The following is a 25,504-nucleotide window of genomic DNA, read 5'->3' on the forward strand; positions in this document are numbered from 1 at the left end:
AACGTGCGTGTTCACTGTTGGTCACATGATCGTGACATGCAGCACGACCGGATCCGAAACTCTTGACATCGGACTGGTTCGTGAAAGCATTCACAAGCAACAGCCCAGATTCCCTTGGGCGTTCGAACACCCACGCCGCCCAAACGAAACGGCGCACACACGCGCGCCCAGCAAGGAGCTAGAGATGGATTGGCGCCACAAGGCGATCTGTCGTGACGAGGACCCAGAGCTGTTCTTTCCGGTTGGAAACAGTGGCCCTGCCCTTGCCCAGATCGCTGACGCGAAGGTGGTCTGCCGCCGCTGTCCAGTGATGTCCGACTGCCTGGCCTGGGCCCTGGAGTCCGGCCAGGACGCCGGCGTCTGGGGTGGCATGAGCGAGGACGAGCGCCGCGCGCTCAAGCGCCGCAACGCCCGCACCCGCGCGCGCACCGGAGCCTGACCGCTCCCCACCCAGCACGGCGACGCTGGTCCCCCGCGGACCTGGCCACCGCGCTTCGACGAAACCGGCTCGCACCCACAGGGTGCGGGCCGGTTTCGTCGTGCAGGAGCCCCACCTACCGCCCGCGGTGGGTCACCGGGACGCGCAGCTGCGCCACCGTGCCGCCGTCGTCACCGGGACGCAGCTGCAGCGACCCGCCCAGCTCGGCGTCCACCAGGGTGCGCACGATCTCCAGCCCCAGCCCCCCACCGCTGCCCAGGGTGAACCCGGGGGGCAGCCCCACGCCGTCGTCGCACACCTGCACCTGCAGCCAGCCGGCTGAGCGCTCCGCCCGCACCACCACCCGGCCGGCCGCACCCGGTGCGAACGCGTGCTCCATGGCGTTCTGCACCAGCTCGGCGAGCACCATCACCAGCGGAGTGGCCAGCTCGGCGGCCAGCACCCCCAGGCTGCCCTCCCGGCGCAGGCTGACGGCGTTGTTGAGCGAGGCGACATCGGCCATCATCGGCACCAGCCGGTCGATGACGTCGTCCAGGTCGACCCGCTCGTCCACCGACATCGACAGCGTGTCGTGCACCAGTGCGATGGAGGCGACCCGGCGCACGGACTCGGTGAGCGCGGTGCGCACCTCGGCGTTGTCCGAGCGCCGCGCCTGCAGCCGGAGCAGCGCAGCCACCGTCTGCAGGTTGTTCTTCACCCGGTGGTGGATCTCCCGGATGGTGGCGTCCTTGCTGAGCAGGGCACGGTCCCGGCTGCGCACCTCGGTGACGTCGCGCACCAGCACCAGCGCCCCCCTGGGCACCCCGTGGGGGCGCAGCGGCAGCGCGCGCAGCAGCACGGTGGCACCGCGGGCGTCCGCCTCGATCCGCAGCGATGCATCACCGGCGAGCGCGGAGCGGATGCGCTGCACCACCTCCTCGGCGTCGAAGGGGTCGGTGATCAGCGTCCGGGTGACCTGGGCCAGGTCGGTGCCGACCAGCTCGGTGGGCAGACCCATCCGGTGGTAGGCCGACAGCGCGTTGGGGCTGGCGTAGAGCACCAGGCCGGTCGGCTCCAGCCGGATGACCCCGTCGCCCGCGCGTGGGCTGGTGTGGATGTCGGCCGCGGTGCCGGGCGCGGGGAACGTCCCGTCCGCGATCATCTGGCACAGCTCCGCGGCGCCCTGCAGGTAGGCGGTCTCCAGCGGGCTGGGACGGCGGACGGTCGCCCGGTTGGTGTCCCGGCTGAGCACCGCGACCACCTGGCCGCCGAAGGTCACCGGCACCGCGACCCGCCGCAGCGAGATGCCCTCGTGCTCGTGCGGCTGGTCCTCGGCGAGCACCCGGCGCTCGGCCATCGCCGCACGCAGCTGCTCGCGCTCGGGTGGCCGCAGCACGGTGCCCACGGCGTCCACCGGGTAGGAGGTGTGCGCGGTGGTCGGGCGCACCTGGGCCACGCAGAGCAGCCCCTCGGGCACCGGCACCCACAGGCGGTAGTCGGCGAAGGACAGGTCAGCCAGCAGCTGCCACTCCCCGACCAGCTCCTGCAGGTGGTCTGCGGCCGCACCCGTCAGGCCGGTGTGCTCACCGAGGAGCTCGCTCAGGGTGGACATGGTCCGTCGTCAGCAGGTCAGTGGGGTGGTGGGGTGATGGGCGCTTGCTCAGCCGAGGACGGCGAGCAGGTGCCCGGGCTGGACGTCGTCGCCCTCGGACACCTCCACGGAGGTCACCGTGCCGGCCTCTTCCGCCAGCACGGGGATCTCCATCTTCATCGACTCCAGGATCACCACGGTGTCCCCGGCGGCGAGCACGTCACCGACGGACACCGAGACCCGCCAGACCTTCGCAGGCAGCTCTGCGAGCACCTTCTCCGCCATCGGAAACCTCCTTGTAGACCTGCCCGATCAAACCACACGGCCCTGGGGCGACGGGCTGCGCCACAGCCGTGGGAGAATGAACCCACGAGCACTGGGCCCACCCAGCAGCCCCACCACTGAGGAGAAGTCATGGGAAAGCGTGGACGCAAGAAGCGTGACCGCAAGAAGAGTGCCGCCAACCACGGTAAGCGTCCCAACTCCTGAAGTTGCACGCACCGCGCACGCACGGCACAGGGCCCGTACCTCCACGGAGGTACGGGCCCTGTGCTGTGTCAGCAGAGCTTGCGGCTGAGCCCTACTCGGCGCGCTCGGAGGAGCGCGGACGGGCGTCGTGCTCGTCGCTCACCACCGTCTCCTGGTAGGAGATCACCGTGGACTTCAGCGACACCACCAGGCGCTCGCGCAGCCCGGCCGGGGCGTGCTCCCCGCCGCACTTGCGGCTGAGCAGCTTCTTCACCTGCTCCTCGATGCCGAACTCGTGCAGGCACGGGCTGCAGTCGTCGAGGTGTCGCTGCACCCGCTGACGGCCCTGCTCGTCGCACTCGCCGTCGAGGTAGAGGTAGACGTCGGCGAGCACGGTGGCGCAGTCGGCCTCGCCGCTGCCCGAGCACTGCGGGACCTCGGGGCTCATCGCGCCACCTCCTCGGGCCGGGGCACGTTGCTGAAGCCGCGGTCGCGGGCCACATCGGCCAGCAGCCCGCGCAGCAGCTTGCGCCCGCGGTGCAGCCGGGACATCACCGTGCCGATGGGCGTGCCCATGATCTCGGCGATCTCCTTGTAGGCGAAGCCCTCCACGTCGGCGTAGTAGACCGCCATGCGGAAGTCCTCGGGCAACGACTGCAGCGCATCCTTGATGTCGGAGTCGGGCAGCCGGTCGAGCGCCTCCACCTCGGCGGAGCGCAACCCCCGCGAGGTGTGCTCGGCAGCGTCAGCAAGCTGCCAGTCGGTGATCTCGTCGGTGGGGTACTGCTGCGGCTGGCGCTGCTTCTTGCGGTAGCCGTTGATGTAGGCGTTGGTCAGGATGCGGTACATCCACGCCTTCAGGTTGGTCCCGGCGCGGAACGAGTCGAACGCCGAGTACGCCTTGAGGTAGGCGTCCTGGACCAGGTCCTCGGCGTCGGCCGGGTTGCGGGTCATCCGCAGCGCGGCTCCGTAGAGCTGGTCCAGCAGCGGCATCGCGTCGCGCTCGAACCGGGCGGTGCGCTCGTCCGGCGTCTCGGCCGCCTGGACCGCGGCGTCAGCGGCGTTCTGAGTGGTCGGTGGGGATGTGGGCAGTGCCACGACTCTCCTTCCCCCAGTGGGCTCGGGCCGTGAGAGCACGGCAGTAGGACCCTGGGTACCGGACCACGATACCGCGCCCCCGGCGGCGACGCGCTCACGCGCACCCTGGTGGCCGAACACCCAGGGCTGCAGCGGAAGCACCCCCGCTGCCCCGATCGCCGGGTGGCTCTCGTGCACCGCACACTGCGTGCCCATACCGCTCCTCTGCTGTTCGACGCCGGCGGCCGGCCTCCGCTCCTGGCGCGAGCCGGGCCACCCTGTCGCCTCCACAACACCGGGCACCGGGGCCCTGTTCCCTCACCCCAGCCGGCGGTAGTCGCGCTCGAGCGCGGAACGGTCCCACCCGGCACCGTCGGCGGCGGCCTCGTAGGTGGTGCGCAGGAACCGCTGGAGCAGCTGGTCGGGATGCTCAGCAGTGCGCACCGCCTCGTAGGGCAGCAGGAACTGCTGCAGCTGCGCGTCGTAGGTCGCCTCGGCCGGGACCAGCGCGCTCGCGGCGAAGCCCGGCGGCTCCGGGTAGGCATAGGAGTAGAACGCGCCCTCCTCACCGCCGCCGGGCCAGAACCCGGCGCTGCTCACCTCGTGGGAGTAGGCCTCGACCATCACCCAGTCGGCGCAGTGTGGGGCGCCCCCGGGATGTGTCGGCGCCGGGCGGCCGGAGAAGCGCGTGCAGGCCAGGTCGAGGGAGCCCCAGAACAGGTGCACCGGGCTGCACTTGCCGATGAACGACGAGCGGAACTGCTGCAGCGCCCGGTTGGCCTGCACCAGCTGCGCCCAGAACAGGTGCGCGGCCGCGGGGTCGTAGTGGCTGTGCTGGTCGTCCTCGGCGAAGGGGATCGCCGGGTCCACCTCGTTGGGCGAGGCCTGGATCTGCGTGCCCAGGCCCAGCTCGTCCAGCGCCTGCATGGTCTGGGCGTAGAAGTCCGCCACCGGCTTGGGCTCGAGCGCCACCGAGCGGACCTGCCCGTCGCTGCTGCGCACCAGCAGCTGGTGGTCGAAGAAGTCCAGCTCCATGTCGAACACCTTGTGTCCGTGGGGGACGGCCGAGGTGCTCAGCCCCCGGGCGGTGACGTAGAGCGGCACCTGCCACCAGTGGTTGACCATCGGCGCGTCCACCAGGCGCACCTTGCCCAGGATCTGGGTCCACATGTGCAGGGTGTCTCGGGTGGGCGTCCAGTCCGCCACCCGCAGGCTGGGCCACGGCACGCTGGGCTCGGGCAAGAGGACCTCCAGGGGCCGGGCGCGTCGCCTCCAGCATCGGCCGCTGCTGCGGCGACGGCAAGCGGGCCGCTACGGCCGCAGCAGCGTGGTCAGCCAGGTGCTCGCCGCCGCGGTGACCGACGGCAGGTCGCTGCTCAGGCTGTGGTTGCCCGCCACGGTGACCACCTCGCGGTTGCCGGCCGGCTCGGGCAGCCCGAACGGGTCGCGCAGCCCCTGCACCACCAGCACCGGGACCGTCACCGCGTCCAGCTCGGGCAGCCGCGTCTTGTCCGGCTTGCCCGGTGGGTGCAGCGGGAACGCCAGGCAGAGCACCCCCAGCGCACCGGCGTCCCCGGCCGTGCGACACGCCACCCGCGCACCCGAGGAGCGCCCACCCACCACCAGCGGCAGGTCGCGCAGCGGTCCCTCCCGCAGCTGCGTGAGCACGCTGAGCCAGGCGGTGTCGAGCTGCTTGGCCGGCGCCGGTGCGCGCCGCCCGGCCACCCGGTAGGGCTGCTCCACCAGCACCACGAGCACGTCCAGCTCCACCGCGGTGGCGGTGACCGCCCGCAGGTCGGCCGCGCTCACCCCGCCCCCGGCGCCGTGCCCGAGCACCAGCGCGGCCCGGGGCGGGCCCGCCGGGCGGTGCAGGTGCGCCCGGGCCGGCCCGTGCGGCGTCTCCAGCTCGGTGACCACGCTGGGCGTCGGGTCGTCGTCGTGCCGTGCTGTGTCCACCGGGTTGCCTCCGCCGTCCTGTGTCCGCCCGTGCGGGTCCGCCTCCGCCGACCCGCGTGCGCGATAATGATCCGGTGACTGCCGAGACGTCGTGGAGCGCCCCCCTGGCCGAGGGACCGGTGCACGCGACCGTCCGCGTGCCCGGGTCCAAGTCGATCACCAACCGCGCCCTGGTGCTGGCCGCGCTGGCCGACGGCCCCTCCCGGTTGGTGAACGCCCTGCACAGCCGGGACACCGACCTGATGGCACAGGCGCTGCGGGAGCTGGGCGCGACGGTGCAGACCGACCCGGACACCCACACCGACGTGGTCACCCCCGGCGAGCTGCGCGGGCCCGCCAGCATCGACTGCGGGCTGGCGGGCACCGTGATGCGCTTCCTGCCGCCGGTGGCCGCCCTGGCCCGTGGCGACGTGCACTTCGACGGCGACCCGCAGGCGCGGGTCCGGCCGATGGGCACCGTGCTGGACGCGCTCCGCCGCCTGGGCGCCGACGTGGCGGGCCACGAGCTGCCCTTCACCGTGCACGGCACCGGCGCGCTGGTCGGTGGCTCCGTCACCATCGACGCCTCGGCGTCCTCGCAGTTCGTCTCCGGGCTGCTGCTCACCGGCGCGCGCTGCACCGAGGGCATCACGGTGCGCCACGCCGGCGCACCGGTGCCCTCCCAGCCGCACATCGAGATGACCGTGGCCATGCTGCGCGAGGCCGGGGTGACGGTGGACGACTCCGAGCCTGACGTGTGGCGGGTGGCTCCCGGTCCCATCGCCGCCCGCACCTGGGAGGTGGAGCCGGACCTGTCCAACGCCGCGCCGTTCCTGGCCGCCGCCGCGGTCACCGGTGGGCGGGTGCACGTGCCCGGCTGGCCCACCAGCACCACCCAGGCCGGCGACCGCTTCCGGGACGTGCTGGAGCAGATGGGGGCCACCGTCACCCACGCCGACGGCGGGCTCACGGTGCAGGGCCCGCAGCAGCTGCAGGGCATCGACATCGACCTGCACGACGTCGGCGAGCTCGCCCCCACCGTGGCGGCGCTGGCGGTGCTGGCACAGGGCCCGTCCTGCCTGCGGGGCATCGCGCACCTGCGCGGGCACGAGACCGACCGGCTGGAGGCGCTGAGCACCGAGCTGACCGCCCTGGGCGCCACGGTGGAGCAGACCACCGACGGGCTGCACATCACCGGCGGGGACCTGCGCGCCCCCGATCGGCCGTGGCACGCCTACGCCGACCACCGGATGGCCACCGCCGGCGCGGTGGTGGGCCTGGTGGTGGACGGCCTGCGGGTGGACGACGTGGCCAGCACCGACAAGACGCTGCCGGGCTTCGCCGGCCTGTGGCAGGACATGCTCGCGGGAGGTTCGTCCTGAGCAAGCGGGTGTACGACGAGTCCGACGTGCGGATCCGGCCGCGTCCAGGCTCGCGGCCGCGCACCAAGACCCGGCCCGAGCACCTCGATGCCGAGCAGGCGATGGTGGTGGCGGTGGACCGGGGCCGGTGGGGCTGCGTGTTCGACGGCGACCCCGAGCGTCCCGTGGTGGCCATGCGCGCCCGCGAGATGGGCCGCACCCCCGTGGTGGTGGGCGACGAGGTGAGCCTGGTGGGCGACCTGTCCGGGCGACCCGACAGCCTGGCCCGCATCGTGCGGGTGGCCGAGCGGCGCACGGTGCTGCGCCGCACCGCCGACGACACCGACCCCTACGAGCGGATCGTGGTGGCCAACGCCGACCAGCTGGCCGTGGTGGTGGCCCTGGCTGACCCGCCGCCGCGCACCGGGCTCATCGACCGCACCCTGGTGGCGGCCTACGTCGGCGGACTGACCCCCATCCTCTGCCTCACCAAGTCCGACCTGGCCGACCCGGACGAGCTCGTCAGCGCCTACGCCGACCTGGAGGTGCCGGTGGTGGTGCTGAACCAGACCGCGCCCCTGGACGAGCTGGAGGCGATGCTGCAGGGCCGCACGACCGTGCTGCTCGGCCACTCCGGGGTGGGCAAGTCAACCCTGGTGAACCGGCTGGTGCCTGAGGCGTTCCGCGCGGTCGGGGTGGTCTCGGGCATCGGGCGTGGCCGGCACACCTCCACCCAGTCCATCGCGCTGCCGCTGCCCAGCGGCAGCGGCTGGGTGGTGGACACCCCCGGCATCCGGTCCTTCGGCCTGGCCCACGTCTCCACCGACGACGTGGTGGCCGCCTTCGCCGACCTCGCCGAGGTGGCCGCCACCTGTCCGCGCGGCTGCACCCACCTTGGTCCGCCCGCCGACCCGGAGTGCGCGCTGGACACCCTCACCGGCACCGCGGCCCGGCGGGTGGAGGCCGTGCGCCGGCTGCTGGTGGCGCTGGCGACCAACACCGACTGGTAGCCGGCTCAGAGCAGCTCGAGCAGGAAGGGCAGCTCCTGGGTGGCGTACCAGGCCAGCTCGTGGTCGGCGACCTCGCCGAGGACGAACTCCGCCTCCAGGTCGCCCAGGTCGGCGGCGTCCACCGCGGCCACCGCGGCTCGCACGGCGTCCTCGGCCTCGGCCAGGTCCACGTGCGCCGAGGCCACCTGGCTCAGCTGTACCGGCGCCGTCAGCCGCACCACCGCGTCGTCGAGGTCCGGGCGGAGCTGGGCGTCCTCGACGTCGGCGCTGAGCACCGCGCGGCGGGGACGGGCCGCGTCGTCGGTCTCCAGCTCCACCGCCAGCAGCCGCAGCGACGCCCGGGCCGCCTCAGCCATCGCGGCGTAGGAGAGCTCCTCCTCGTCGCCGACGGCGTAGGACTCGCGCAGCGCGGGGGTGAGGGCGAACGCGGTCCCGCTGACCGCCCGCAGCTCCCCGTCCCGCTGCAGCTGCTCCAGCATGGCGATGGTCGCCGGCACGTACACCCTCATGAGGTCTCCTTCGTCGCTGGGCTGCCCGGGCCGGCTCGGCGACCGGGCGCCCGGGGTGGTGCTGCTCGCACCGCGGCCACCAGCTCGGCCAGGGACTGCTCGAGGAAGCCGGCCAGCTGGTCCACGTCGGCGAGGGCGTCGCGGTCGGCGTTGAGGCCGTAGAGCACCGAGCCGTCGTAGGAGGTCACCCCGACGGTCAGCGCCTGGTTGGGCATCAGCGGCACCACGGAGTAGATCTCGCGCAGCCGTGCCCCGTCGGCGTACAGCGGGTACTGCGGGCCGGGCACGTTGGTGACCAGCACGTTGAACGAGCGCCGCGCCAGCGTGCCCGCCAGCCGCGCACCCATGGCGTGCAGGGTGGGCGGGGCGAAGCCGGACAGCTGGGTGAGCGCGCGGGCGCCGACCAGCGGGGTGGAGGAGGCGTGCTCGCGGGTGGCCTCGCGCAGCTGGCCCACCCGCACCAGCGGGTCGGCCGCCCCCACCGGCAGGTCCACCAGGAACGAGGAGAGGTCCTCGTGCTCCGCACCGGTGTCCTCGGGGTCGGACGCCACCGCGAGCGGCACCAGGGCGCGCACCGTGGTGTCCGGGGTGACCGGCTCGTCCCGGGAGGTCAACCAGCTGCGCAGCGCCCCGCTGACCACGGCGAGCACCACGTCGTTGACGCTGGCCCCGGTGGCGGCACGGACCTGCCGGTAGTCGGCCAGCTGGGTGCGGGCGGTGGCGAAGCGACGCTGGCGGGAGACGGCCACGTTCAGCGGGCTGGGCGGGGCCGGGCGCGCCAACCGGCGCACCATCGCCGCCGCCGTGGTGGCTGCCTCGGTCACCGTGCTCACCGCGTTCGCGGCGTCGCGCGCCACCCACCGCACCACGTCGACCACCTCGGTGGGGCTGCGCAGCACCTCCACGGCGGCCTCCGCCAGCAGCCGGGTGCCGGCAGGTTCGGCCGCGGGCATCCAGAGGCCGGTGCGCTGCACACCGGGCTTGCGGGTGTCGTCCAGGATCACCTGGCCCAGCTCCAGGGCCTGCGCCCCGTCCACCACCGCCTGGTGGGTCTTGCTGATGATGGCGACCCGGCCCTTGGCCAGCCCCTCCACCAGGTACAGCTCCCACAGCGGGCGGGCCCGGTCCAGCCGGCGGGACAGCAGCCGCGACACCAGCTCGTGCAGCTGCGCGTCGTCGCCCGGGCTGGGCAGCGCGGAGCGACGCACGTGGTAGGAGATGTCGAAGTCGTTGTCGTCCACCCACACCGGGCGGGCCAGGCCGGCGGGCAGGTCACGAACCTTCTGCCGGTAGCGAGGCACGTACGGCAGCCGCTGCTCGATGTGGGACACCAGCGCGTCGTAGCCGAAGCCCGCCCGGGGTGGGGTGAAGATGCTGAGGCTGCCGATGTGCGCGGGGGTCGTCCCCCGCTCCAGCGACAGGAACGACGCATCGAGCGGGCTGAGTCGGTCACGCATGGGTGCAGCGTAGCCGCCGCAGGAGATTTGCTTCCGCACAGCATTGTCCACAAAGGTGCGGCAACCTGGCCCGGCCAGCTAGTGGCGGCGCCCATACTTCCTGCAGCGACGAGCCGCCCCTCCTCGGTGTCGCGAGCACCCACCGGTCACCCACGCCGACCGCCGCCCTGCCAGGAGAGAGCCACCATGTCCGTCGACGCCACTGCAGAAGCCGCACTCCGCCCGGCCCCGCACCGTCCGCCAGCAGCTGCAGCGGCGGCACTACCGCCCGCCGAGACTCCCCCGGCCACGCTGCTGCGGCGCGCACCGGTCTGCGAGCCCGCACCCGAGCACCTGCGCGTCGGCACCGCTGCCCCGCCGCCCCGGGCCCGGCGACGCGTCCCGCCCCAGCCGCAGCGCGCCCAGCCCGACCCGGTGAGCCCCGCCGCGGCCGCGAGCGCGCACCAGGTGTTCCGGCTGACCTTCGAGGTGCTGGAGGGCCGGCGGGGTGCGCAGCAGCTGCACCGGGTGATGGGACCGGTGGTGGCCGCGCAGGTCACCCTGCTGTCGCGCGCCGGGACCGGCAGCTGGGCACGGGGCGTGACCCGGCTCAACCGGGTGCACGTCCAGCAGGTCACCCCCACCGCTGCGGAGGCTTGCGCCACCGTCACCCGCAACGGGCGGGTGCACGCCGTGGCCGCTCGCCTGGAGCTGGGCCGCACCGGCTGGCACTGCACCGCCCTGCACCTCGGCTAGCGGCCGTCCCCACGCCGCCGGGTGGACCTCGGCGAGCACGCTGCGCACCGTGTTCGCCGACCGAGCACCGGCGCGGGGGGCTGACCCACCTCGCGCCGGTGCTCTCTCAGCGCTTGCGCTTGGGGCTCTTCGGGCCCTTGGCCTTCTGCCGGGACTGGGCACGCCGGTCCCGCCGAGTGCCGGGAGCCTCCGCGCCGGCGGTGGCTGCTCCGGTCTCGTCCTCGGAGCTGCGCACCGCGGTGCCGCCGGTCTCGTCCGGACCCGAGTAGGTGACCGCCGCGGCCGGCTCGGTGTCCAACCCCTTGGCCCGGAAGGCGGCGGGCGCGGCAGGAACCACCTGCTGCTCCGCCTCGGCCTCGGTGGGCTGCGGCTGCTGCTGGGCGGGGGTGGTGGCCAGGTTGCCCAGCTCCGGCTGCGGCTGGGCACCCACCGTCAGGGTCGGCGCGGGCGCCACCTCCACGGTGACGTTGAACAGGAAGCCGATCGACTCCTCCTTGAGGCCCTCGAGCATGCCGCGGAACATGTCGTAGCCCTCGCGCTGGTACTCCACCAGCGGGTCACGCTGGGCCATCGCGCGCAGCCCGATGCCCTCCTTGAGGTAGTCCATCTCGTAGAGGTGCTCGCGCCACTTGCGGTCGAGCACGCTCAGCAGCACCCGACGCTCGAGGTCCCGCATCCCGCCGGTGCCGGCGATCGCGTCGATCTCCTCGGTGCGCTTGACGTAGGCGGCACGGACGTCGGCGAGGATGGCCTCCAGCAGGCCGTCGCGGGTGAGGTCGCTCTGGTCGCCGACCTCGGTCTCGCCCACCAGGTCCTGCCAGCGGATGCTCACCGGGTACAGGGTGCGCAGCGCCGTCCAGAGGGCTTCCAGGTCCCAGTCCTCGGCGTAGCCGGCCGCGGTGGCGCCGTCCACGTAGGCGGTGACCACGTCGGTCATCATGCCCTCGATCTGGCCCTCGACGTCCTCGCCGGACATGATCCGGCGGCGCTCCCGGTAGATGATGGTGCGCTGCTGGTTCATCACCTCGTCGTACTTGAGGACGTTCTTGCGGATCTCGAAGTTCTGCTGCTCCACCTGCGTCTGCGCGGACAGGATCGCCTTGGAGACCATCTTGGCCTCGATGGGCACGTCCTCGGGGAGGTTGAGCCGGTTCATGATCGCCTCGATCATCGGCCCGTTGAAGCGGCGCATGAGCTCATCACCCAGCGACAGGTAGAAGCGGGACTCGCCCGGGTCACCCTGCCGGCCGGAGCGGCCACGGAGCTGGTTGTCGATGCGGCGGGACTCGTGCCGCTCGGTGCCGAGCACGTAGAGCCCGCCCGCCTCGCGGACCCGCTCGGCCTCCTGCTTCACCTCGTCCTTGAGCGGGCCGATGATCAGCTCCCACTCCGCCTGGTACTCCTCCGGGTCGCGCACCGGGTCCAGGCCCCGCTCGCGCAGCGCCACGTCGGCGAGGATCTCGGGGTTGCCGCCGAGCACCACGTCGGTGCCGCGACCGGCCATGTTGGTGGCCACCGTCACCGCACCCACCCGACCGGCCTGGGCGATGATCACCGCCTCCTTGTCGTGGAACTTGGCGTTGAGGACGCTGTGTGGCACACCCTTCTTGACCAGCTGCTGGGACAGGTACTCCGAGCGCTCCACGCTGGTGGTGCCGACCAGCACCGGCTGGCCCTTCTCGTGGCGCTCCACGATGTCCTCGACCACGGCCGCGAACTTGGCTTCCTCGGTCTTGTAGATGAGGTCGGGCGAGTCCACCCGGATCATCGGCCGGTTGGTGTGGATCGGGATGACGCCGAGCTTGTAGATCTGGTGCAGCTCGGCGGCCTCGGTCTGGGCCGTGCCGGTCATCCCGGAGAGCTTGTCGTAGAGCCGGAAGTAGTTCTGCAGGGTGATGGTGGCCAGGGTCTGGTTCTCCGCCTTGATCTCCACCCCCTCCTTGGCCTCCAGCGCCTGGTGCATGCCCTCGTTGTAGCGGCGACCGGCCAGCACGCGACCGGTGAACTCGTCGACGATGAACACCTCGCCGTCGCGGACGATGTAGTCCTTGTCGCGCTGGTAGAGCTCCTTGGCCTTGATGGCGTTGTTCAGGTAGCTCACCAGCGGCGAGTTGGCCGCCTCGTAGAGGTTGTCGATGCCCAGCTGGTCCTCGACGAACTCCACCCCGGCCTCGTGCACACCGATGGTCCGCTTCTTGATGTCCACCTCGTAGTGGACGTCGAGCTTCATCAGCGGCGCCAGGCGCGCGAACTCGCCGTACCAGCGCGAGGAGGCGTCGGCCGGGCCCGAGATGATCAGCGGGGTGCGGGCCTCGTCGATGAGGATGGAGTCGACCTCGTCCACGATGGCGAAGTTGTGGCCGCGCTGCACGCACTCGGCCAGCGAATTGGCCATGTTGTCGCGCAGGTAGTCGAAGCCGAACTCGTTGTTGGTGCCGTAGGTGATGTCGGCGGCGTAGGCGTCGCGACGCTCGGGCGGCGTCATCCCGGACAGGATGGTGCCCACCTCGAGGCCGAGGAAGCGGTGCACGCGGCCCATCCACTCCGAGTCACGCTTGGCCAGGTAGTCGTTGACGGTGACCACGTGCACGCCCTCACCACCGATGGCGTTGAGGTAGGCGGGCAGCACACAGGTCAGCGTCTTGCCCTCACCGGTCTTCATCTCCGCGATGTTGCCCAGGTGCAGCGCAGCCCCGCCCATCACCTGCACGTCGAAGTGGCGCTGGCCCAGCACGCGGCTGGAGGCCTCCCTGGCGACGGCGTACGCCTCGGGCAGCAGCTCGTCGAGGCTCTCCCCGTCGGCGTGGCGCTTGCGGAACTCGTCGGTCTTGGCCGCCAGCTCGGCGTCAGTCAGCGACTCGACCTCGGGCGACAGGCTGCTGACGTGCTCAGCGATGGACATGAGGCGCTTGACCATGCGGCCTTCGCCTGCGCGCAACAGCTTGGAAAACGACAACACAGCTTGTCTCGTCCCTCGGTCATAGACGGCAGGGTCCGGCCAAGGAAAACCCTTGGCCGGACCCCATGGTAGGCGGCTCCGTGCAGGCCGTGGCCCATCATGCCCCTCGAGCCCGCCGCGGCGAGGCTCGCAGGGTCGGAACCTAGACGAGCCTGAGCAGGCCGTAGTCGAAGGCGTGCCTGCGGTAGACCACGCTGGGCCGGCCGGTGTCGGCGCACTGGAAGAGGAAGAAGTCGTGCCCGACCAGCTCCATCTCGTACAGCGCCTCGTCCACCGTCATCGGCACCGCCGGGTGCTCCTTGGTGCGCACGATGCGCCCCGGACCCTCGGTGTCGACCTCCGGCTCGGCCACGTGGGGCTCGGCCTCGGGAACCAGGCCGGCGGTGGCGTCGGCCACCGACAGGCGAGCCTTGCGGCCGTGGTGCACCGTCCGCCGGTCGTGCGCGCGCCGCAGCCGGGACTCCAGCTTGTTGATGGCGTTCTCCAGGGCGTCGCGGAAGGTCTCCGCGCTCGCCTCGGCCCGCACCACCGGGTGCTTGCCGACGGCGGTCAGCTCGACGCGCTGGCAGCTCTTGGCCTGACGGGGGTTGGGGGCGTGCTGCAGCTCGACGCGGAAGAGGTCGATGGTGTTGTCGAAGCGCTCGAGCTTGGCGAGCTTCTCGCCCACGAAGGTGCGGAAGTAGTCCGGCACGCTGACGTTGCGGCCCTCGATGTCCAGGCGCGCGACCGGCTGGCCGGCTGCGTCTGGCACCTCGTCGACGGGCTCGTCGATGACGAACGGCCTGGCGTCCTCCGAGCCGGGCTTGCGCTGCTCGGCGATGCCTTCCTTGCGGTCGTCCTGGGTCTGCACGGTGCTCTGCTTACTAGTCATAGATACCTCCGCGTATGGCCCGGTCGAGCACAGCTGCCCGGCCTGGCCCAAGGTGACTGCGCCGGCACGGAAGAGCCTTCCGGCGCCACTCTCGGGGACGGTCCTCCCAACTGCGGCTCACGTGGCTGCTGTCCTCACGCTAACCCCGTTCCGCCCGGATAGACAGACCCCTTCCGTCACAGCGTGTCACGAGATCGGCGGTGCTCGCACCGCGCTGAGACCGGTTGCTGCCGGTCAGCGCACCGCGGCCAGCACCAGCACGGCGTGCACGCGAATGCCGCAGTCACGCAACGCACTTGCACTTGCCGCCGCCGTGGCGCCGGTGGTGAGCACGTCGTCGAGCAGGACCACGGCCGAACCCGGTGGTGGCAGCGCCCCGGGGCGCACCCGCACCCTGCCGTGCAGGTTGTCCACCCGCTGCCCCGCGGTCAGTCCGACGGAGTCACGCACCCCCCGGCGCAGGCCGAGGACCGGCGCCACGGTGGTGCTGCCCCCGAGGTGTGCGGCGCAGACCCGGGCCGCGGCGAGCACCGGGTCGCCGCCGCGCTGGCGAGCGGCCCGGGCACGGCTGGGCGCGGGCACCAGGTGCAGGGCGGCCAGCTCGGGCGGGTCGAGCTCGCCCCAGTCGCGCAGGTCGCGCAGGCACCGCGCCCAGGCCCGCCCCACGTGCACCAGCAGGTCGCGCCGGCCGCGCTCCTTGGCCGCGACCACCACCGCCCGGCGGGCACCGGTGTAGGCCCCGGTGGCCCACGCCGGCGGGACACCGTCCACCCGGGTGCGCGCCGGCACCGGCTCGCTGTCCAGCTCGGCGGCACAGCCGGCGCACCAGGGAGTGCCGGGCTCGCGGCAGCCACCGCACTCGGTGGGCAGGACCAGGTCGACGAGGGCGCGCACCAGTCCAGCGTGGCCGGGGGCCGGTGCCGACGGGCGAGTACCCGCAGGGCTGGGGACACCGCGGCACGACTGTGCACCGCGCGCGGGCTCAGCCGGGCAGGATCGGCGTGCTCGAGCCCCCACCGAGGCCCGCCACCTCGCGCCAGTAGCGCTCACCGGGTGCGTCCAGGACGTTGAGCTGCAGCACCGCCCGGCTGTCGGCGGCCAGCACCGACGACGCGGGCGCGGCCGCCACGTACCGAACCGGCGGGGACAGGTTGCGGCTGGGCAGCGGCTGGATCAGCGCGCCGTCCACCCCCACGGTGACCACCGGCACCTCGTCACCCCGGCCGGACACCACCAGGGTGTCGGCACTGGTCCAGTCCAGCGACACCGCGCCGTCCCCGAGGTCCGGGGCCACCGCCACCGGGCTGGTCAGCGCGAAGCCGCCGTTCTGCGCCCGGGTGACCACGGCCACGTACACCCGCCCCCCCACGATGAGCGCCGCACGGACGCCGTCCCTGGACAGCCGCAGCGCGCTGATCGGCCCACCGAGCGCGGTCACCGCGCCGGAGTCCACCGGCGAGCTGGACACCTGGCCGCTGGAGGGCTCCCGCACCACCCGCACCACGGTCCCGGTGTCCACCACCACCCAAGCCGCACGATCGTCCCCGGACCAGGTGGGGCGGGTCATCTCCGTGCCCGAGGCCGCGACGGCCACCGCCCCGCCGAGGCTGCCCACCAGCAGCTGCACCTGTCCCCCGGGCCTCGGGTCGCCCGTCATGGTGACCGCGGCGACCTGCTGCCCGTCGTGGGAGATGGCGGCTGACTCCAGCGAGCTGGCCCGACCCAGTGGCCCACCCACCGCGTTGACGCTGCCGTCGACCACCTTGACCAGGCTGCCGCCGGACACCGCGTGCAGCCCCACGTCGGCCCCGGATGAGGACGAGGGGTCGAAGGAGGCGACGTCGGCGGTGTCCCACCCCAGCGCGTAGCGCTCGTCCAGCGGGGCCCCGTCGGCGAGCAGCACGTACGGACCGCGCACGCCGGCGCTGTCCAGGGTCCACACCACCTGGGCGGCCAGCAGCTGGCGCTGCCCGGCGTCGAGGGACTCCAGCCCACCCAGGTCGATACCGACCCCGTTGGCCTCGCCGGCGCCGGGCACGCTCTCCCCGGTCGCGGTGGTGACGTTGCTGCGCAGCCGCACTCCCTGGCCCAGCTTGTTCACCACGCCGCTGGCCAGCTGCGCGTTCGGTCCGCCGATGAGCAGCTCCACCAGCCGTGCGGCCAGGGAGTCGGAGTCGCGCGCCACCCAGCGGGGGTCGGCCACCACCTTCTTCTGGTCGGGGTTGAGGAAGTACACCGGCACCCGCTGGTAGCGGGCCAGGAAGTCGGCACGCTCGAGCACCACGCCGCTGGGCAGGGCGTCGATGCGCCACTGGCCGTCGACCTTCAGCAGCGTCAGCCGGGCCTCGTAGGTGCCCTGGTCCTGGTTGTAGGTGCCGTCCCCGCTGAGCGTGCCGACCCGGTCGGCGCGCAGCAGGATGGTCACCCGGTTCTCGGCGCGCACGTCGTAGAGGGTGTCCACGTTGGTCAGGATCGTGGTGGACGTGCGGTCGTCCCAGCGCTGGGAGCCCTCACCGGTGAGGTACTGCCGCGCCACCCGGTGCTGGCCGCGCTGGGCGCTGCTGGCGGAGATGAAGTCGCGCACCAGCAGGTCGGGCTCCCGCCCGGCGATCGGCGCCTGCTCCACCTCCGGCTGCGGATCGGTGCGCACCGTGCTGATCACGTGCGGGGTGGAGCTGGTGGGCACGGTGGCGCACCCGGTGAGCACGGTGGCCACCGCCACCAGGCAGGACAGCACACGGAATCGGCGCATCAGGAGACTCCCACGTCGGGCGCGGCGGTGGCACGGTCAGGGACGCTCGCGGTGGACGGTGGCTGTACCACGTCGCCGACGGCGACGTTGGCGACGTCGAAGGGCTCGGTGGGCACCAGCGGGATGGGACCGTCCACCAGCGCGGCACCGCGCCGCAGCGGCAGGGTGAGCAGGAAGCAGGCGCCGCGGCCGGGCTCGCCCCAGGCCTGCAGCGAGCCGCCGTGCAGGCGGGCGTCCTCCACCGCGATGGCCAGGCCGAGACCAGTGCCGCCGGAGCGGCGCACCCGGGAGGGGTCGGCGCGCCAGAACCGGTTGAACACCTTCTCCGCCTCCCCCGGCTGCAGACCGATCCCGCTGTCCCGCACCAGCACGGACACCGACTGGTCGGAGGCGCGCATCTGCACCAGCACCGGCCGGCCCTCACCGTGGTCGAGCGCGTTGGCCAGCAGGTTGCGCAGCACGCGCTCCACCCGGCGGGCGTCGACCTCGGCGGTCACCTTGTCCTCGGGCAGGTCCAGCAGCAGCTCGCTGCCGGTCTGGGCCACCAGGTGGCGCACGGTGTCCACCGCACCACGCACGCACAGGCGCAGGTCCAGCGGCTCCGCGGCCAGGTCGGCCATGCCCGCGTCGTGCCTGCTGATCTCCAGCAGGTCGTTGAGCAGGGTCTCGAAGCGGTCCAGCTCGGCCACCAGCAGCTCGGCCGAGCGGCGCAGGGCCGGGTCCATCTCGTCGCTGCCGGCGTGCAGCACGTCGGCCGCCATCCGCACCGTGGTCAGCGGGGTGCGCAGCTCGTGGCTGACGTCGGAGGTGAACTGCCGCTGCAGGGCACCGAACTCCTCCAGCTGCGCGATCTGGTCGGCGAGGTTGGCCGCCATGTCGTTGAAAGCCAGCCCCAGCCGGGCGACGTCGTCCTCCCCGCGCACCGGCATGCGCGCCTCGAGCTGTCCGTCGGCGAAGCGCTCCGCCGCATCCACGGCGGTGCGGATGGGCAGGACCACCTGGCGGGTGACCAGCGCCGCCACCCCACCGAGCAGCAGGAGCAGGACGCCGCCACCGAGGGACATGGTGCCCTTGATCAGGCTGATCGAGCGCTCCTCGGCGTTCAGCGGGAACACCAGGTACAGCTCGAGCCCGGCGACGTCGGAGGGCGCCGGGGTGCCGACGACGAGGGTGGGGGCGCCGGCGATGGAGGTGTACTGGTAGGTCAGCTGCCCCTTCTGCACGAACGGGCGCAGCGACGTGGGCACCTCGGCGATGGGGCCGCTGGCGATGGCGCCACGCGGGCCGTCCCCGCGGACGATGAGCACCGGCTCGAAGGCGCCGGCGCCGCCGCTGGCCGAGCCACCCATGTCGATGCCGGGGCTGGTCAGCGCCGAGCTGGCGCTGTTGAGGCGGCTGCGCAGGGAGTTGCTCTCGTCGGCACCTGCCAGCTCGCGCTGCACGGTGGCGCGGGCTCGCTCCACCTCCTCGACGGCGGCATTGATCTTGGCGTCGAGCAGCCGGTCGGTGATCTGGCTGAGCAGCGCCACCCCGACGGTGAGCACCAGCACGGCCGACAGCGCCAGGGTGGACAGCACCACCCGCAGCTGCAGGGACCGCCGCCACCAGTACATGAAGCCCCGACCGGCGGCGGCGGAGGTGTGCCAGAGGTCGCGCAACAGGTGCCGCAGCGCTGCGCCGGGCGGGGTGCGTCCGGCGCGGCGGGCGAGCCTGGTGAGCGCTCGTCTCACGGCGGGCCGGCGCGGTACCCCACGCCGCGGACGGTGAGAACCACCTCCGGACGCTCGGGGTCCACCTCGATCTTGGCGCGCAGGCGCTGCACGTGCACGTTGACCAGGCGAGTGTCCGCGGCGTGGCGGTAGCCCCACACCTGCTCCAGGAGCACGTCCCGGCTGAACACCTGGCGCGGCTTGCGGGCCAGCGCCACCAGCAGGTCGAACTCCAGCGGGGTGAGCGAGATGGGCGTGCCGTTGCGGGTGACCTGGTGCGCGGGGACGTCGATCTCCACGTCGGCGATGTGCAGGATCTCCGCGGGCACCTCGGCGGTGCGCCGCAGCCGGGCCCGCAGCCGCGCGATCAGCTCCTTGGCCTTGAACGGCTTCATCACGTAGTCGTCAGCGCCGGACTCCAGGCCCAGCACCACGTCCACGGTGTCGGTCTTGGCGGTGAGCATGACGATCGGCACGCCCGACTCCGCCCGGATCACCCGGCACACGTCGATGCCGTTCATGCCGGGCAGCATCAGGTCGAGCAGGACCAGGTCCGGCTTGAACTCGCGGACCGCGGCCATCGCCTTGGACCCGTCCCCCACGACGGCGGCGTCCATGCCCTCGCCCTGCAGCACGATGGTCAGCATCTCTGCCAGTGCCGCGTCGTCGTCGACGACCAAGATCCGTGGTTTCATGCCGCCCATCCTGACACCTGCGTCGTGGTGCACTGCCCCGCGACGCGAGCGTGAGCTCGCCTGCGCGCCACCGTGCTCATGCGTCCGCCCCCGCCAGCACCCGGTCGGCGAGCGCGGTCACCGCGGCGACTGCTGCGCCGGCCGGGGCAGCGGTGTCGGCGGCGTCGGGCTGCTCGTGGACGTGCCAGGCCCCCGCCCAGCCGTCGGCGGCCAGGCCCTCGTAGACCGCCCCGGTCCGCTCCTGCAGCCCGGCGTCGCGCTCGAAGGCGTCGCGGGCGCGGCCGGCGTCGGCGGACTCGCGGTCCGCCGCGCGCGCGGTGGCCACGGCGACGGGCACCCGCAGCAGCACCTGCAGGGTGGGTGCGGGCAGGCGCAGGCGGTCGAACTCCAGCTGCCGGATCCACTCGGCGAACTCGCCGCGGGCGTCCTGGTGCAGCCGGGCCGCACCGAAGGCGGCGTTGGAGGCGGCGTAGCGGTCGAGCAGCACCACGTCGTTGCTGGCCAGCATCTCGGAGAGCTCGGGGACGGCCTCGGCGCGGTCGAGGGCGAACAGCACGGCCATGCCGTGCACGCTGTCGCCGAGGTCGCCGACCTTGCCGTGCAGCGCCTCGGAGACCAGGTCGGCGTGCACCGAGCGGCCGTAGCGGGGAAACGCGGTGGCGCCCACCCGGAGCCCGCGGGAGGCGAGCTCGGCGGTCAGCGCGGTGCTCAGCGTCCGCTTTCCCGCGCCGTCAAGACCTTCCACCGTCACGAGTACGCCCACGGGCAACTACCCTAACCGACCCCGAACGACGGGCAGGGCCCTCAGCGCCCCCAGGAGATCCCTGGAGGGCGCTGAGGGCCATGACCGCGGTGCTGGGCAGTGCCTAGCGGGGCCCGAGCGGGCGGGTGCTCAGTAGCGGTAGTGCTCGGGCTTGTACGGGCCCTCGACGTCCACGCCGATGTACTCCGCCTGCTCCTTGGTGAGCTTGGTCAGCGTGCCGCCCAAGGCCTCCACGTGGATGCGGGCCACCTTCTCGTCCAGGTGCTTGGGGAGGCGGTACACCTCGTTGTCGTACTCGTCGGGCTTGGTCCACAGCTCGATCTGCGCGATCACCTGGTTGGCGAAGGAGTTGCTCATCACAAAGCTGGGGTGGCCGGTGGCGTTGCCCAGGTTGAGCAGGCGGCCCTCGCTCAGCACGATGATGGTGTGGCCGTTCGGGAAGATGAACTCGTCCACCTGGGGCTTGATGTTGATGCGACGGATGTCCTTGTCGCCCTGCAGCCCCGCCATGTCGATCTCGTTGTCGAAGTGGCCGATGTTGCCCAGGATGGCCTGGTGCTTCATCTGCCGCATGTGGTCCAGGGTGATGATGTTCAGGTTTCCGGTGGCGGTGATGACGATGTCGGCCTTGCCGATGGCCTGGTCCACGGTCTCCACGGAGTAGCCGTCCATCATCGCCTGCAGCGCGCAGATCGGGTCGGCCTCGGCGACGACCACGCGGGCACCCTGGCCCTTGAGCGCCTCGGCACAGCCCTTGCCCACGTCGCCGTAGCCGACGACCAGGCAGGCCTTGCCGCCGATGAGCACGTCGGTGCCGCGGTTGATGCCGTCGATCAGCGAGTGGCGGGTGCCGTACTTGTTGTCGAACTTGCTCTTGGTCACCGAGTCGTTGACGTTGATGGCCGGGAAGGGCAGCTCGCCGGAGGCGGAGAACTGGTAGAGCCGGATGACGCCGGTGGTGGTCTCCTCGGTGACACCGCGGATGTTCTTGGCGGTCTCGGTCCACTTGGTGGTGGACTGCTCCAGCGAGCGCCGCAGCGTCTCCAGGACCACCTGGTACTCCTCGGAGTCGGTGTCCTCGGTGGAGGGCACGACGCCGGTCTTCTCGTACTGCGCGCCCTTGAGGACGTACATGGTGGCGTCGCCGCCGTCGTCGAGGATCATGTTCGCGGTCTCCCCGCCCGGCCAGGTGAGCATCTGCTCGGCGCACCACCAGTACTCCTCCAGCGACTCACCCTTCCAGGCGAACACCGGGACGCCCTTGGGCTCCTCGGGGGTGCCGTTGCGGCCCACGACGATGGCGGCCGCGGCGTGGTCCTGGGTGGAGAAGATGTTGCAGGAGGCCCAGCGGACCTCGGCGCCCAGGTCGACCAGGGTCTCGATGAGCACGGCCGTCTGGACCGTCATGTGCAGCGAGCCGGAGATGCGCGCACCCTTGAGCGGCTTGACCTCCGAGTACTCCCGGCGCAGCGTCGTCAGACCCGGCATCTCGTGCTCGGCAAGGCGGATCTCCTTGCGCCCGAACTCCGCCAGGGCGAGGTCGGCGACCTTGTAGTCGATGCCGTTGCGGGAGTCGGCGGTCAGCTCGGTTGCAGCCAGGGTCATAGAATTTTGCTCCTTGTCGAGGGGGTCAACTGAACAGGTTATCGGTTCTCGGCCGCTGGCGCGCAGGTGCGGCACCGGGCAGGCTGTAGCGATGGAGCACCGCACGATCGGCAGTCGCACCGTCAGCGCAATCGGGTTGGGCGGCATGCCCATGTCCGTGCAGGGCCGACCGGACCGCGAGCGCGCGCTGGCCACCGTCCATGCTGCCCTCAACGCCGGCGTCACGCTGATCGACACCGCCGACGCCTACAGCCTGGACGCCTCGGACTTCGGGCACAACGAGGAGCTGGTCGCCGAGGCGCTGCGGCACTGGGGCGGTGACCGCGAGGACGTGCTGGTGGCCACCAAGGGCGGGCACGTCCGCACCGCCGACGGCGGCTGGGCCCTGGACGGGCGCCCCGAGCACCTGCGCGCGGCCTGCGAGGCCTCGCTGCGGCGCCTCGGGGTGGACACCATCGACCTCTACCAGCTCCACCGGCCCGACCCGGCCGTCCCCGTGGAGGAGTCGGTGGGCGCGCTGGCCGAGCTGCTGGACGAGGGCAAGATCAGCATGGCCGGCGTCTCCAACTTCGACGTCGACCAGATCCGGCTGGCCCAGCGGGTGCTGGGCGGGCGCCTGGCCAGCGTGCAGAACGAGTACTCCCCGCGCTTTCGCTCCTCACGGCCGGAGCTGGAGCTGTGCGCCGAGCTGGGCGTGGCCTTTCTGCCCTGGTCGCCGCTGGGCGGCATCGGCAAGGCGGCCGAGCTGGGCCAGGCTCACCAGGCGTTCGCCGAGGTGGCCGCCGAGCACCACGTGAGCCCGCAGCAGGTGGCACTGGCCTGGGAGCTCTCCGCCGCCGACGTGGTCATCCCCATTCCCGGTGCCTCCCGCCCGGAGAGCGCCGTGGCCTCCGCCGCGGCCACCGAGCTGTCGCTCACCCCGCAGCAGCGCGCGCGCCTCGACGCCGCCTAACCGGGACTCGGCGAGCTGCCTAGCCGCTGTCCGACGGTGAGGACACCGCCGGCCGCATGCCCTCGGGCCGCTCGTAGCCCTCGGCCAGGGTGCTGCGCTTGCGGCCGTAGACGAAGTAGAGCACCACCCCGATGGCCATCCAGGCGAGGAAGCGCAGCCAGGTGTCCACCGGGAGGTTGAGCATCAGGTAGACGCTGGCCAGCACCGACACGATGGGCACGAAGGGCACGAGCGGCGTGCGGAACGAACGCTTGAGGTCGGGCCGGGTGCGGCGCAGCACCACCACGCCGATGGCCACCAGCACGAAGGCGAACAGGGTGCCGATGTTGACCAGCTTGGCCAGCTCGGTGAGCGGCACCAGCGCCGCGATGGTGGCCACCACGATGCCGGTGACCACGGTGGTGACTACCGGGGTGCCGGTGCGCGGGGAGACCTTGGCGAACGGGGCGGGCAGCAGCCGGTCGCGGCTCATCGCGAAGAACACCCGGCTCTGGCCGAGCATGAGGATCATCATCACGGTGGTCAGACCGGCCAGGGCGCCCACGGAGATGAGGGTGGCGATGGCGTCCTGTCCCACCGACCGGAACGCCGCCGCCAACGGCGCCGACGCCTCGATCTCGTTGTACTTGACCATGCCGGTGATGACCACGGAGACCAGCACGTAGAGCGCGGTGCAGATGGCCAGCGAGCCGAAGATGCCGATGGGCATGTCGCGCTGCGGCTTCTTGGTCTCCTCGGCGGCGGTGGCCACGATGTCGAAGCCGATGAAGGCGAAGAACACGGTGGCGGCGGCGGCGAAGATGCCGCCCACGCCGAACGCGCCGGGCGCGAACCCGAGCTCCTGCAGCAGCGACAGCGACGGCGCCTCGTCCGGCTTGGCGCTGGGTGAGCCCGACGGCGGGATGAACGGGTCGTAGTTGCTGGCCTTGACGTAGAAGAACCCGGCCACGATCACCAGCAGCACCACGCCCAGCTTGATCAGCACGGCCACCGCGTTGACCCGGCTGGAGACCTTGATGCCCAGGCAGATGACGCCGGTGAGGATGAGCACGATGGCTGCGGCGGTGACGTTGACCGTCGCCTCCTCGCCGGCGATGGACGAGGGCAGGTGCCACCCGATGGTCTCCAGCAGCTCCTGCAGGTAGCCCGACCAGCCGACCGCCACGGTCGCCGCGCCCAGGGCCATCTCCAGGATGAGGTCCCAGCCGATGATCCAGGCCAGCAGCTCGCCCAGGCTGGCGTAGGAGAACGTGTAGGCGCTGCCGGCCACCGGCACGGTGCTGGCGAACTCCGCGTAGCAGAGCGCGGCCAGGCCGCAGACGATGGCGGCGAAGACGAAGGACAGCGCCACGGCAGGTCCCGCCTCGAGCCCGGCGGCCTCACCGGTGAGCACGAAGATGCCGGTGCCGATCACCACGCCGACACCGAAGACGATGAGGTCGACGGGCCCCAGCGCCTTCTTCAGCTGGTGCTCGGGCTCCTCGGTGTCCGCGATCGACTGCTCGACGGACTTCGTCCGGAACACGCTGCCTGATCTCATCAGGATTGCCTTCTTCTCACGAGGGGGAACTGCACCGGTCGGGCCGTGAACGCTAGTACGGTAGCCACCCCGTTGCCCAATGGCCTGGTGAGCGGTAGTCCTGCTGCGGCTCAGCCGGTCTGGGCGCAGCGACCGCTAGCCCTGGTCCTGCTCCGCGCCGTGGCGCAGCGCCCCTGCGGCAGGGGCGCGGTAGAGGTCGGGCTCGAGGTAGATCACCCGCGCGGCGGGCACGGCGGCGCGCACCCGCTCCTCGGCGGCGTCGATGGCGGCGGCGATGCCGGCACTGGTCTCGTCGCCGCCCACGGCGACCTTGGCGGCCACCAGCAGCTCCTCCGGACCCAGGTACTGCGTCTTGAGGTGCACCACGCGGTCGATCGCGCCCCCGACCAGGGCTGCCTGGATGGCCTGCTCCTCCCCCGGGGTGGCGCCCTCGCCGATCAGCAGGCTCTGCATCTCGATGATGAGGATGACGGCGATGACACCGAGCAGCAGGCCGATGCTCACGGTTCCGATGCCGTCCCACACCGGGTCACCGGTGAGCACGCTCATGCCGACACCGACGAGGGCGAGCAGCAGGCCGACCAGCGCGCCGGCGTCCTCCAGCAGCACCACGGGCAGCTCGGGGCTGCGCGAGGTGCGGATGAACTGCCACCAGCTGGCCCTGCCCTTGAGCGGGCGCGACTCGTGCACGGCGGTGCGGAAGCTGTAGGTCTCCAGGCCGACGGCCACCAGCAGCACTCCGATGGCCACCCCGGGCGAGGTGAGCTCCTCCGGGTGGGAGATCTTGTGGATGCCCTCGTAGAGGGCGAACATCGAGCCCAGGGTGAACAGCACCAGCGCCACCACGAAGGAGTAGAAGTAGCGGTTGCGGCCGAAGCCGAACGGGTGCAGCTGGGTGGCGGCCTTCTTGGCCCGCTTCTGCCCGAGCAGCAGCAGCCCCTGGTTGGAGGTGTCGGCCACCGAGTGCACCGACTCGGCGAGCATCGACGACGACCCGGTCACGAGGAAGCCGACGAACTTGGCGACCGCGATTCCCGCGTTGGCGACCAGCGCCGCGAGGATGGCCTTGGTACCGCCTGATGCGGACATCCGTGAAC

Annotated in this window: 24 protein-coding genes; 6 read left to right on the plus strand and 18 right to left on the minus strand. The window is 72.2% G+C overall.

What is annotated here, in order from left to right; genetic code table 11:
• Positions 1 to 184: 184 nt before the first annotated feature.
• Complete coding sequence (locus AC3YO9_RS00230; protein WP_127783804.1) at positions 185 to 439, plus strand: WhiB family transcriptional regulator; 255 nt, start codon at positions 185 to 187, stop codon at positions 437 to 439.
• Between the two features lie 115 nt (positions 440 to 554).
• On the opposite strand, the gene AC3YO9_RS00235 is transcribed toward AC3YO9_RS00230, so the two are convergent.
• Positions 555 to 2,030: a sensor histidine kinase gene (locus AC3YO9_RS00235; RefSeq protein WP_489981772.1), complete on the minus strand. Its 1,476-nt coding sequence runs from the start codon at positions 2,028 to 2,030 to the stop codon at positions 555 to 557.
• Positions 2,031 to 2,078: 48 nt separating this feature from the next.
• Positions 2,079 to 2,294 carry a biotin/lipoyl-binding carrier protein gene (locus tag AC3YO9_RS00240; protein ID WP_127783807.1) on the minus strand — a complete coding sequence of 72 codons (216 nt, stop codon included), beginning with the start codon at positions 2,292 to 2,294 and terminating at the stop codon, positions 2,079 to 2,081.
• A 129-nt stretch (positions 2,295 to 2,423) separates the two neighbouring features.
• Between AC3YO9_RS00240 and AC3YO9_RS00245 the strand changes: the two genes are divergently transcribed.
• Positions 2,424 to 2,498, plus strand: coding sequence for a 50S ribosomal protein bL37 (locus tag AC3YO9_RS00245; RefSeq protein ID WP_127784890.1), 75 nt, complete (start codon positions 2,424 to 2,426; stop codon positions 2,496 to 2,498).
• Positions 2,499 to 2,589: 91 nt separating this feature from the next.
• On the opposite strand, the gene rsrA is transcribed toward AC3YO9_RS00245, so the two are convergent.
• The 4 genes from rsrA to AC3YO9_RS00265 form a co-directional block, all read right to left on the minus strand.
• The gene (rsrA, locus tag AC3YO9_RS00250; protein ID WP_489981773.1) at positions 2,590 to 2,925 is read right to left on the minus strand and encodes a mycothiol system anti-sigma-R factor; all 336 of its coding nucleotides are present in this window, start codon (positions 2,923 to 2,925) and stop codon (positions 2,590 to 2,592) included.
• The gene (locus AC3YO9_RS00255; protein ID WP_489982539.1) at positions 2,922 to 3,569 is read right to left on the minus strand and encodes a sigma-70 family RNA polymerase sigma factor; all 648 of its coding nucleotides are present in this window, start codon (positions 3,567 to 3,569) and stop codon (positions 2,922 to 2,924) included. Before AC3YO9_RS00255 ends, rsrA begins: the two co-directional genes overlap by 4 nt.
• Before the next feature lie 303 nt (positions 3,570 to 3,872).
• Complete coding sequence (locus AC3YO9_RS00260) at positions 3,873 to 4,796, minus strand: DUF5996 family protein (protein ID WP_489981774.1); 924 nt, start codon at positions 4,794 to 4,796, stop codon at positions 3,873 to 3,875.
• 69 nt (positions 4,797 to 4,865) lie between these two features.
• Positions 4,866 to 5,510, minus strand: a complete 645-nt coding sequence (locus AC3YO9_RS00265; protein ID WP_489981775.1) for an alpha/beta hydrolase family protein — start codon at positions 5,508 to 5,510, stop codon at positions 4,866 to 4,868.
• 74 nt (positions 5,511 to 5,584) lie between these two features.
• Between AC3YO9_RS00265 and aroA the strand changes: the two genes are divergently transcribed.
• Positions 5,585 to 6,871: a 3-phosphoshikimate 1-carboxyvinyltransferase gene (aroA, locus tag AC3YO9_RS00270; RefSeq protein ID WP_489981776.1), complete on the plus strand. Its 1,287-nt coding sequence runs from the start codon at positions 5,585 to 5,587 to the stop codon at positions 6,869 to 6,871.
• A gap of 8 nt (positions 6,872 to 6,879) precedes the next feature.
• The gene (gene rsgA, locus AC3YO9_RS00275; protein ID WP_127783812.1) at positions 6,880 to 7,860 is read left to right on the plus strand and encodes a ribosome small subunit-dependent GTPase A; all 981 of its coding nucleotides are present in this window, start codon (positions 6,880 to 6,882) and stop codon (positions 7,858 to 7,860) included.
• A 5-nt stretch (positions 7,861 to 7,865) separates the two neighbouring features.
• Here the strand turns inward: rsgA and AC3YO9_RS00280 are convergent, their stop codons facing one another.
• On the minus strand, positions 7,866 to 8,369 hold the full coding sequence (locus tag AC3YO9_RS00280; RefSeq protein WP_127783813.1) for a DUF6912 family protein: 504 nt from the start codon (positions 8,367 to 8,369) through the stop codon (positions 7,866 to 7,868).
• Positions 8,366 to 9,826 carry a WS/DGAT/MGAT family O-acyltransferase gene (locus tag AC3YO9_RS00285; RefSeq protein ID WP_489981777.1) on the minus strand — a complete coding sequence of 487 codons (1,461 nt, stop codon included), beginning with the start codon at positions 9,824 to 9,826 and terminating at the stop codon, positions 8,366 to 8,368. Before AC3YO9_RS00285 ends, AC3YO9_RS00280 begins: the two co-directional genes overlap by 4 nt.
• 186 nt (positions 9,827 to 10,012) lie before the next feature.
• On the opposite strand from AC3YO9_RS00285, the gene AC3YO9_RS00290 reads away from it, so the two are divergent.
• A complete protein-coding gene (locus tag AC3YO9_RS00290; protein ID WP_489981778.1) occupies positions 10,013 to 10,561 on the plus strand; it encodes an Rv3235 family protein in 549 nt (182 codons plus the stop codon).
• 106 nt (positions 10,562 to 10,667) lie between these two features.
• Here AC3YO9_RS00290 and secA read toward each other — a convergent pair whose 3' ends face one another.
• From secA to ahcY, 8 genes are all read right to left on the minus strand, one after another.
• Positions 10,668 to 13,478 (minus strand): preprotein translocase subunit SecA, encoded by a 2,811-nt coding sequence (gene secA / locus AC3YO9_RS00295; protein ID WP_489981779.1) that lies wholly within the window; start codon positions 13,476 to 13,478, stop codon positions 10,668 to 10,670.
• Between the two features lie 184 nt (positions 13,479 to 13,662).
• Positions 13,663 to 14,391 (minus strand): ribosome hibernation-promoting factor, HPF/YfiA family, encoded by a 729-nt coding sequence (gene hpf / locus AC3YO9_RS00300; protein ID WP_489981780.1) that lies wholly within the window; start codon positions 14,389 to 14,391, stop codon positions 13,663 to 13,665.
• Between the two features lie 234 nt (positions 14,392 to 14,625).
• A complete protein-coding gene (locus AC3YO9_RS00305) occupies positions 14,626 to 15,288 on the minus strand; it encodes a ComF family protein (protein WP_489982540.1) in 663 nt (220 codons plus the stop codon).
• Between the two features lie 85 nt (positions 15,289 to 15,373).
• Positions 15,374 to 17,143, minus strand: coding sequence for an MtrAB system accessory lipoprotein LpqB (gene lpqB, locus AC3YO9_RS00310; protein ID WP_127783818.1), 1,770 nt, complete (start codon positions 17,141 to 17,143; stop codon positions 15,374 to 15,376).
• Positions 17,143 to 18,756, minus strand: a complete 1,614-nt coding sequence (gene mtrB, locus AC3YO9_RS00315) for an MtrAB system histidine kinase MtrB (RefSeq protein WP_127784893.1) — start codon at positions 18,754 to 18,756, stop codon at positions 17,143 to 17,145. Before mtrB ends, lpqB begins: the two co-directional genes overlap by 1 nt.
• 113 nt (positions 18,757 to 18,869) lie before the next feature.
• Positions 18,870 to 19,556: an MtrAB system response regulator MtrA gene (gene mtrA / locus AC3YO9_RS00320; protein ID WP_127783819.1), complete on the minus strand. Its 687-nt coding sequence runs from the start codon at positions 19,554 to 19,556 to the stop codon at positions 18,870 to 18,872.
• A 67-nt stretch (positions 19,557 to 19,623) separates the two neighbouring features.
• On the minus strand, positions 19,624 to 20,310 hold the full coding sequence (locus tag AC3YO9_RS00325) for a dTMP kinase (RefSeq protein ID WP_489981781.1): 687 nt from the start codon (positions 20,308 to 20,310) through the stop codon (positions 19,624 to 19,626).
• 129 nt (positions 20,311 to 20,439) lie between these two features.
• Positions 20,440 to 21,915, minus strand: coding sequence for an adenosylhomocysteinase (gene ahcY / locus AC3YO9_RS00330; protein WP_127783821.1), 1,476 nt, complete (start codon positions 21,913 to 21,915; stop codon positions 20,440 to 20,442).
• 91 nt (positions 21,916 to 22,006) lie between these two features.
• Here ahcY and AC3YO9_RS00335 point away from each other — a divergent pair, with 91 nt between their 5' ends.
• Positions 22,007 to 22,867: an aldo/keto reductase gene (locus tag AC3YO9_RS00335; RefSeq protein ID WP_489981782.1), complete on the plus strand. Its 861-nt coding sequence runs from the start codon at positions 22,007 to 22,009 to the stop codon at positions 22,865 to 22,867.
• 19 nt (positions 22,868 to 22,886) lie between these two features.
• Here AC3YO9_RS00335 and AC3YO9_RS00340 read toward each other — a convergent pair whose 3' ends face one another.
• Entirely contained in the window at positions 22,887 to 24,407 is a 1,521-nt protein-coding gene (locus AC3YO9_RS00340; RefSeq protein WP_127783823.1) for an amino acid permease, read from the minus strand.
• A 135-nt stretch (positions 24,408 to 24,542) separates the two neighbouring features.
• Positions 24,543 to 25,496 carry a cation diffusion facilitator family transporter gene (locus AC3YO9_RS00345; protein ID WP_127783824.1) on the minus strand — a complete coding sequence of 318 codons (954 nt, stop codon included), beginning with the start codon at positions 25,494 to 25,496 and terminating at the stop codon, positions 24,543 to 24,545.
• Positions 25,497 to 25,504: the final 8 nt, after the last annotated feature.

The sequence above is a fragment of the Rhodococcus sp. Z6_132 genome, assembly GCF_058133635.1.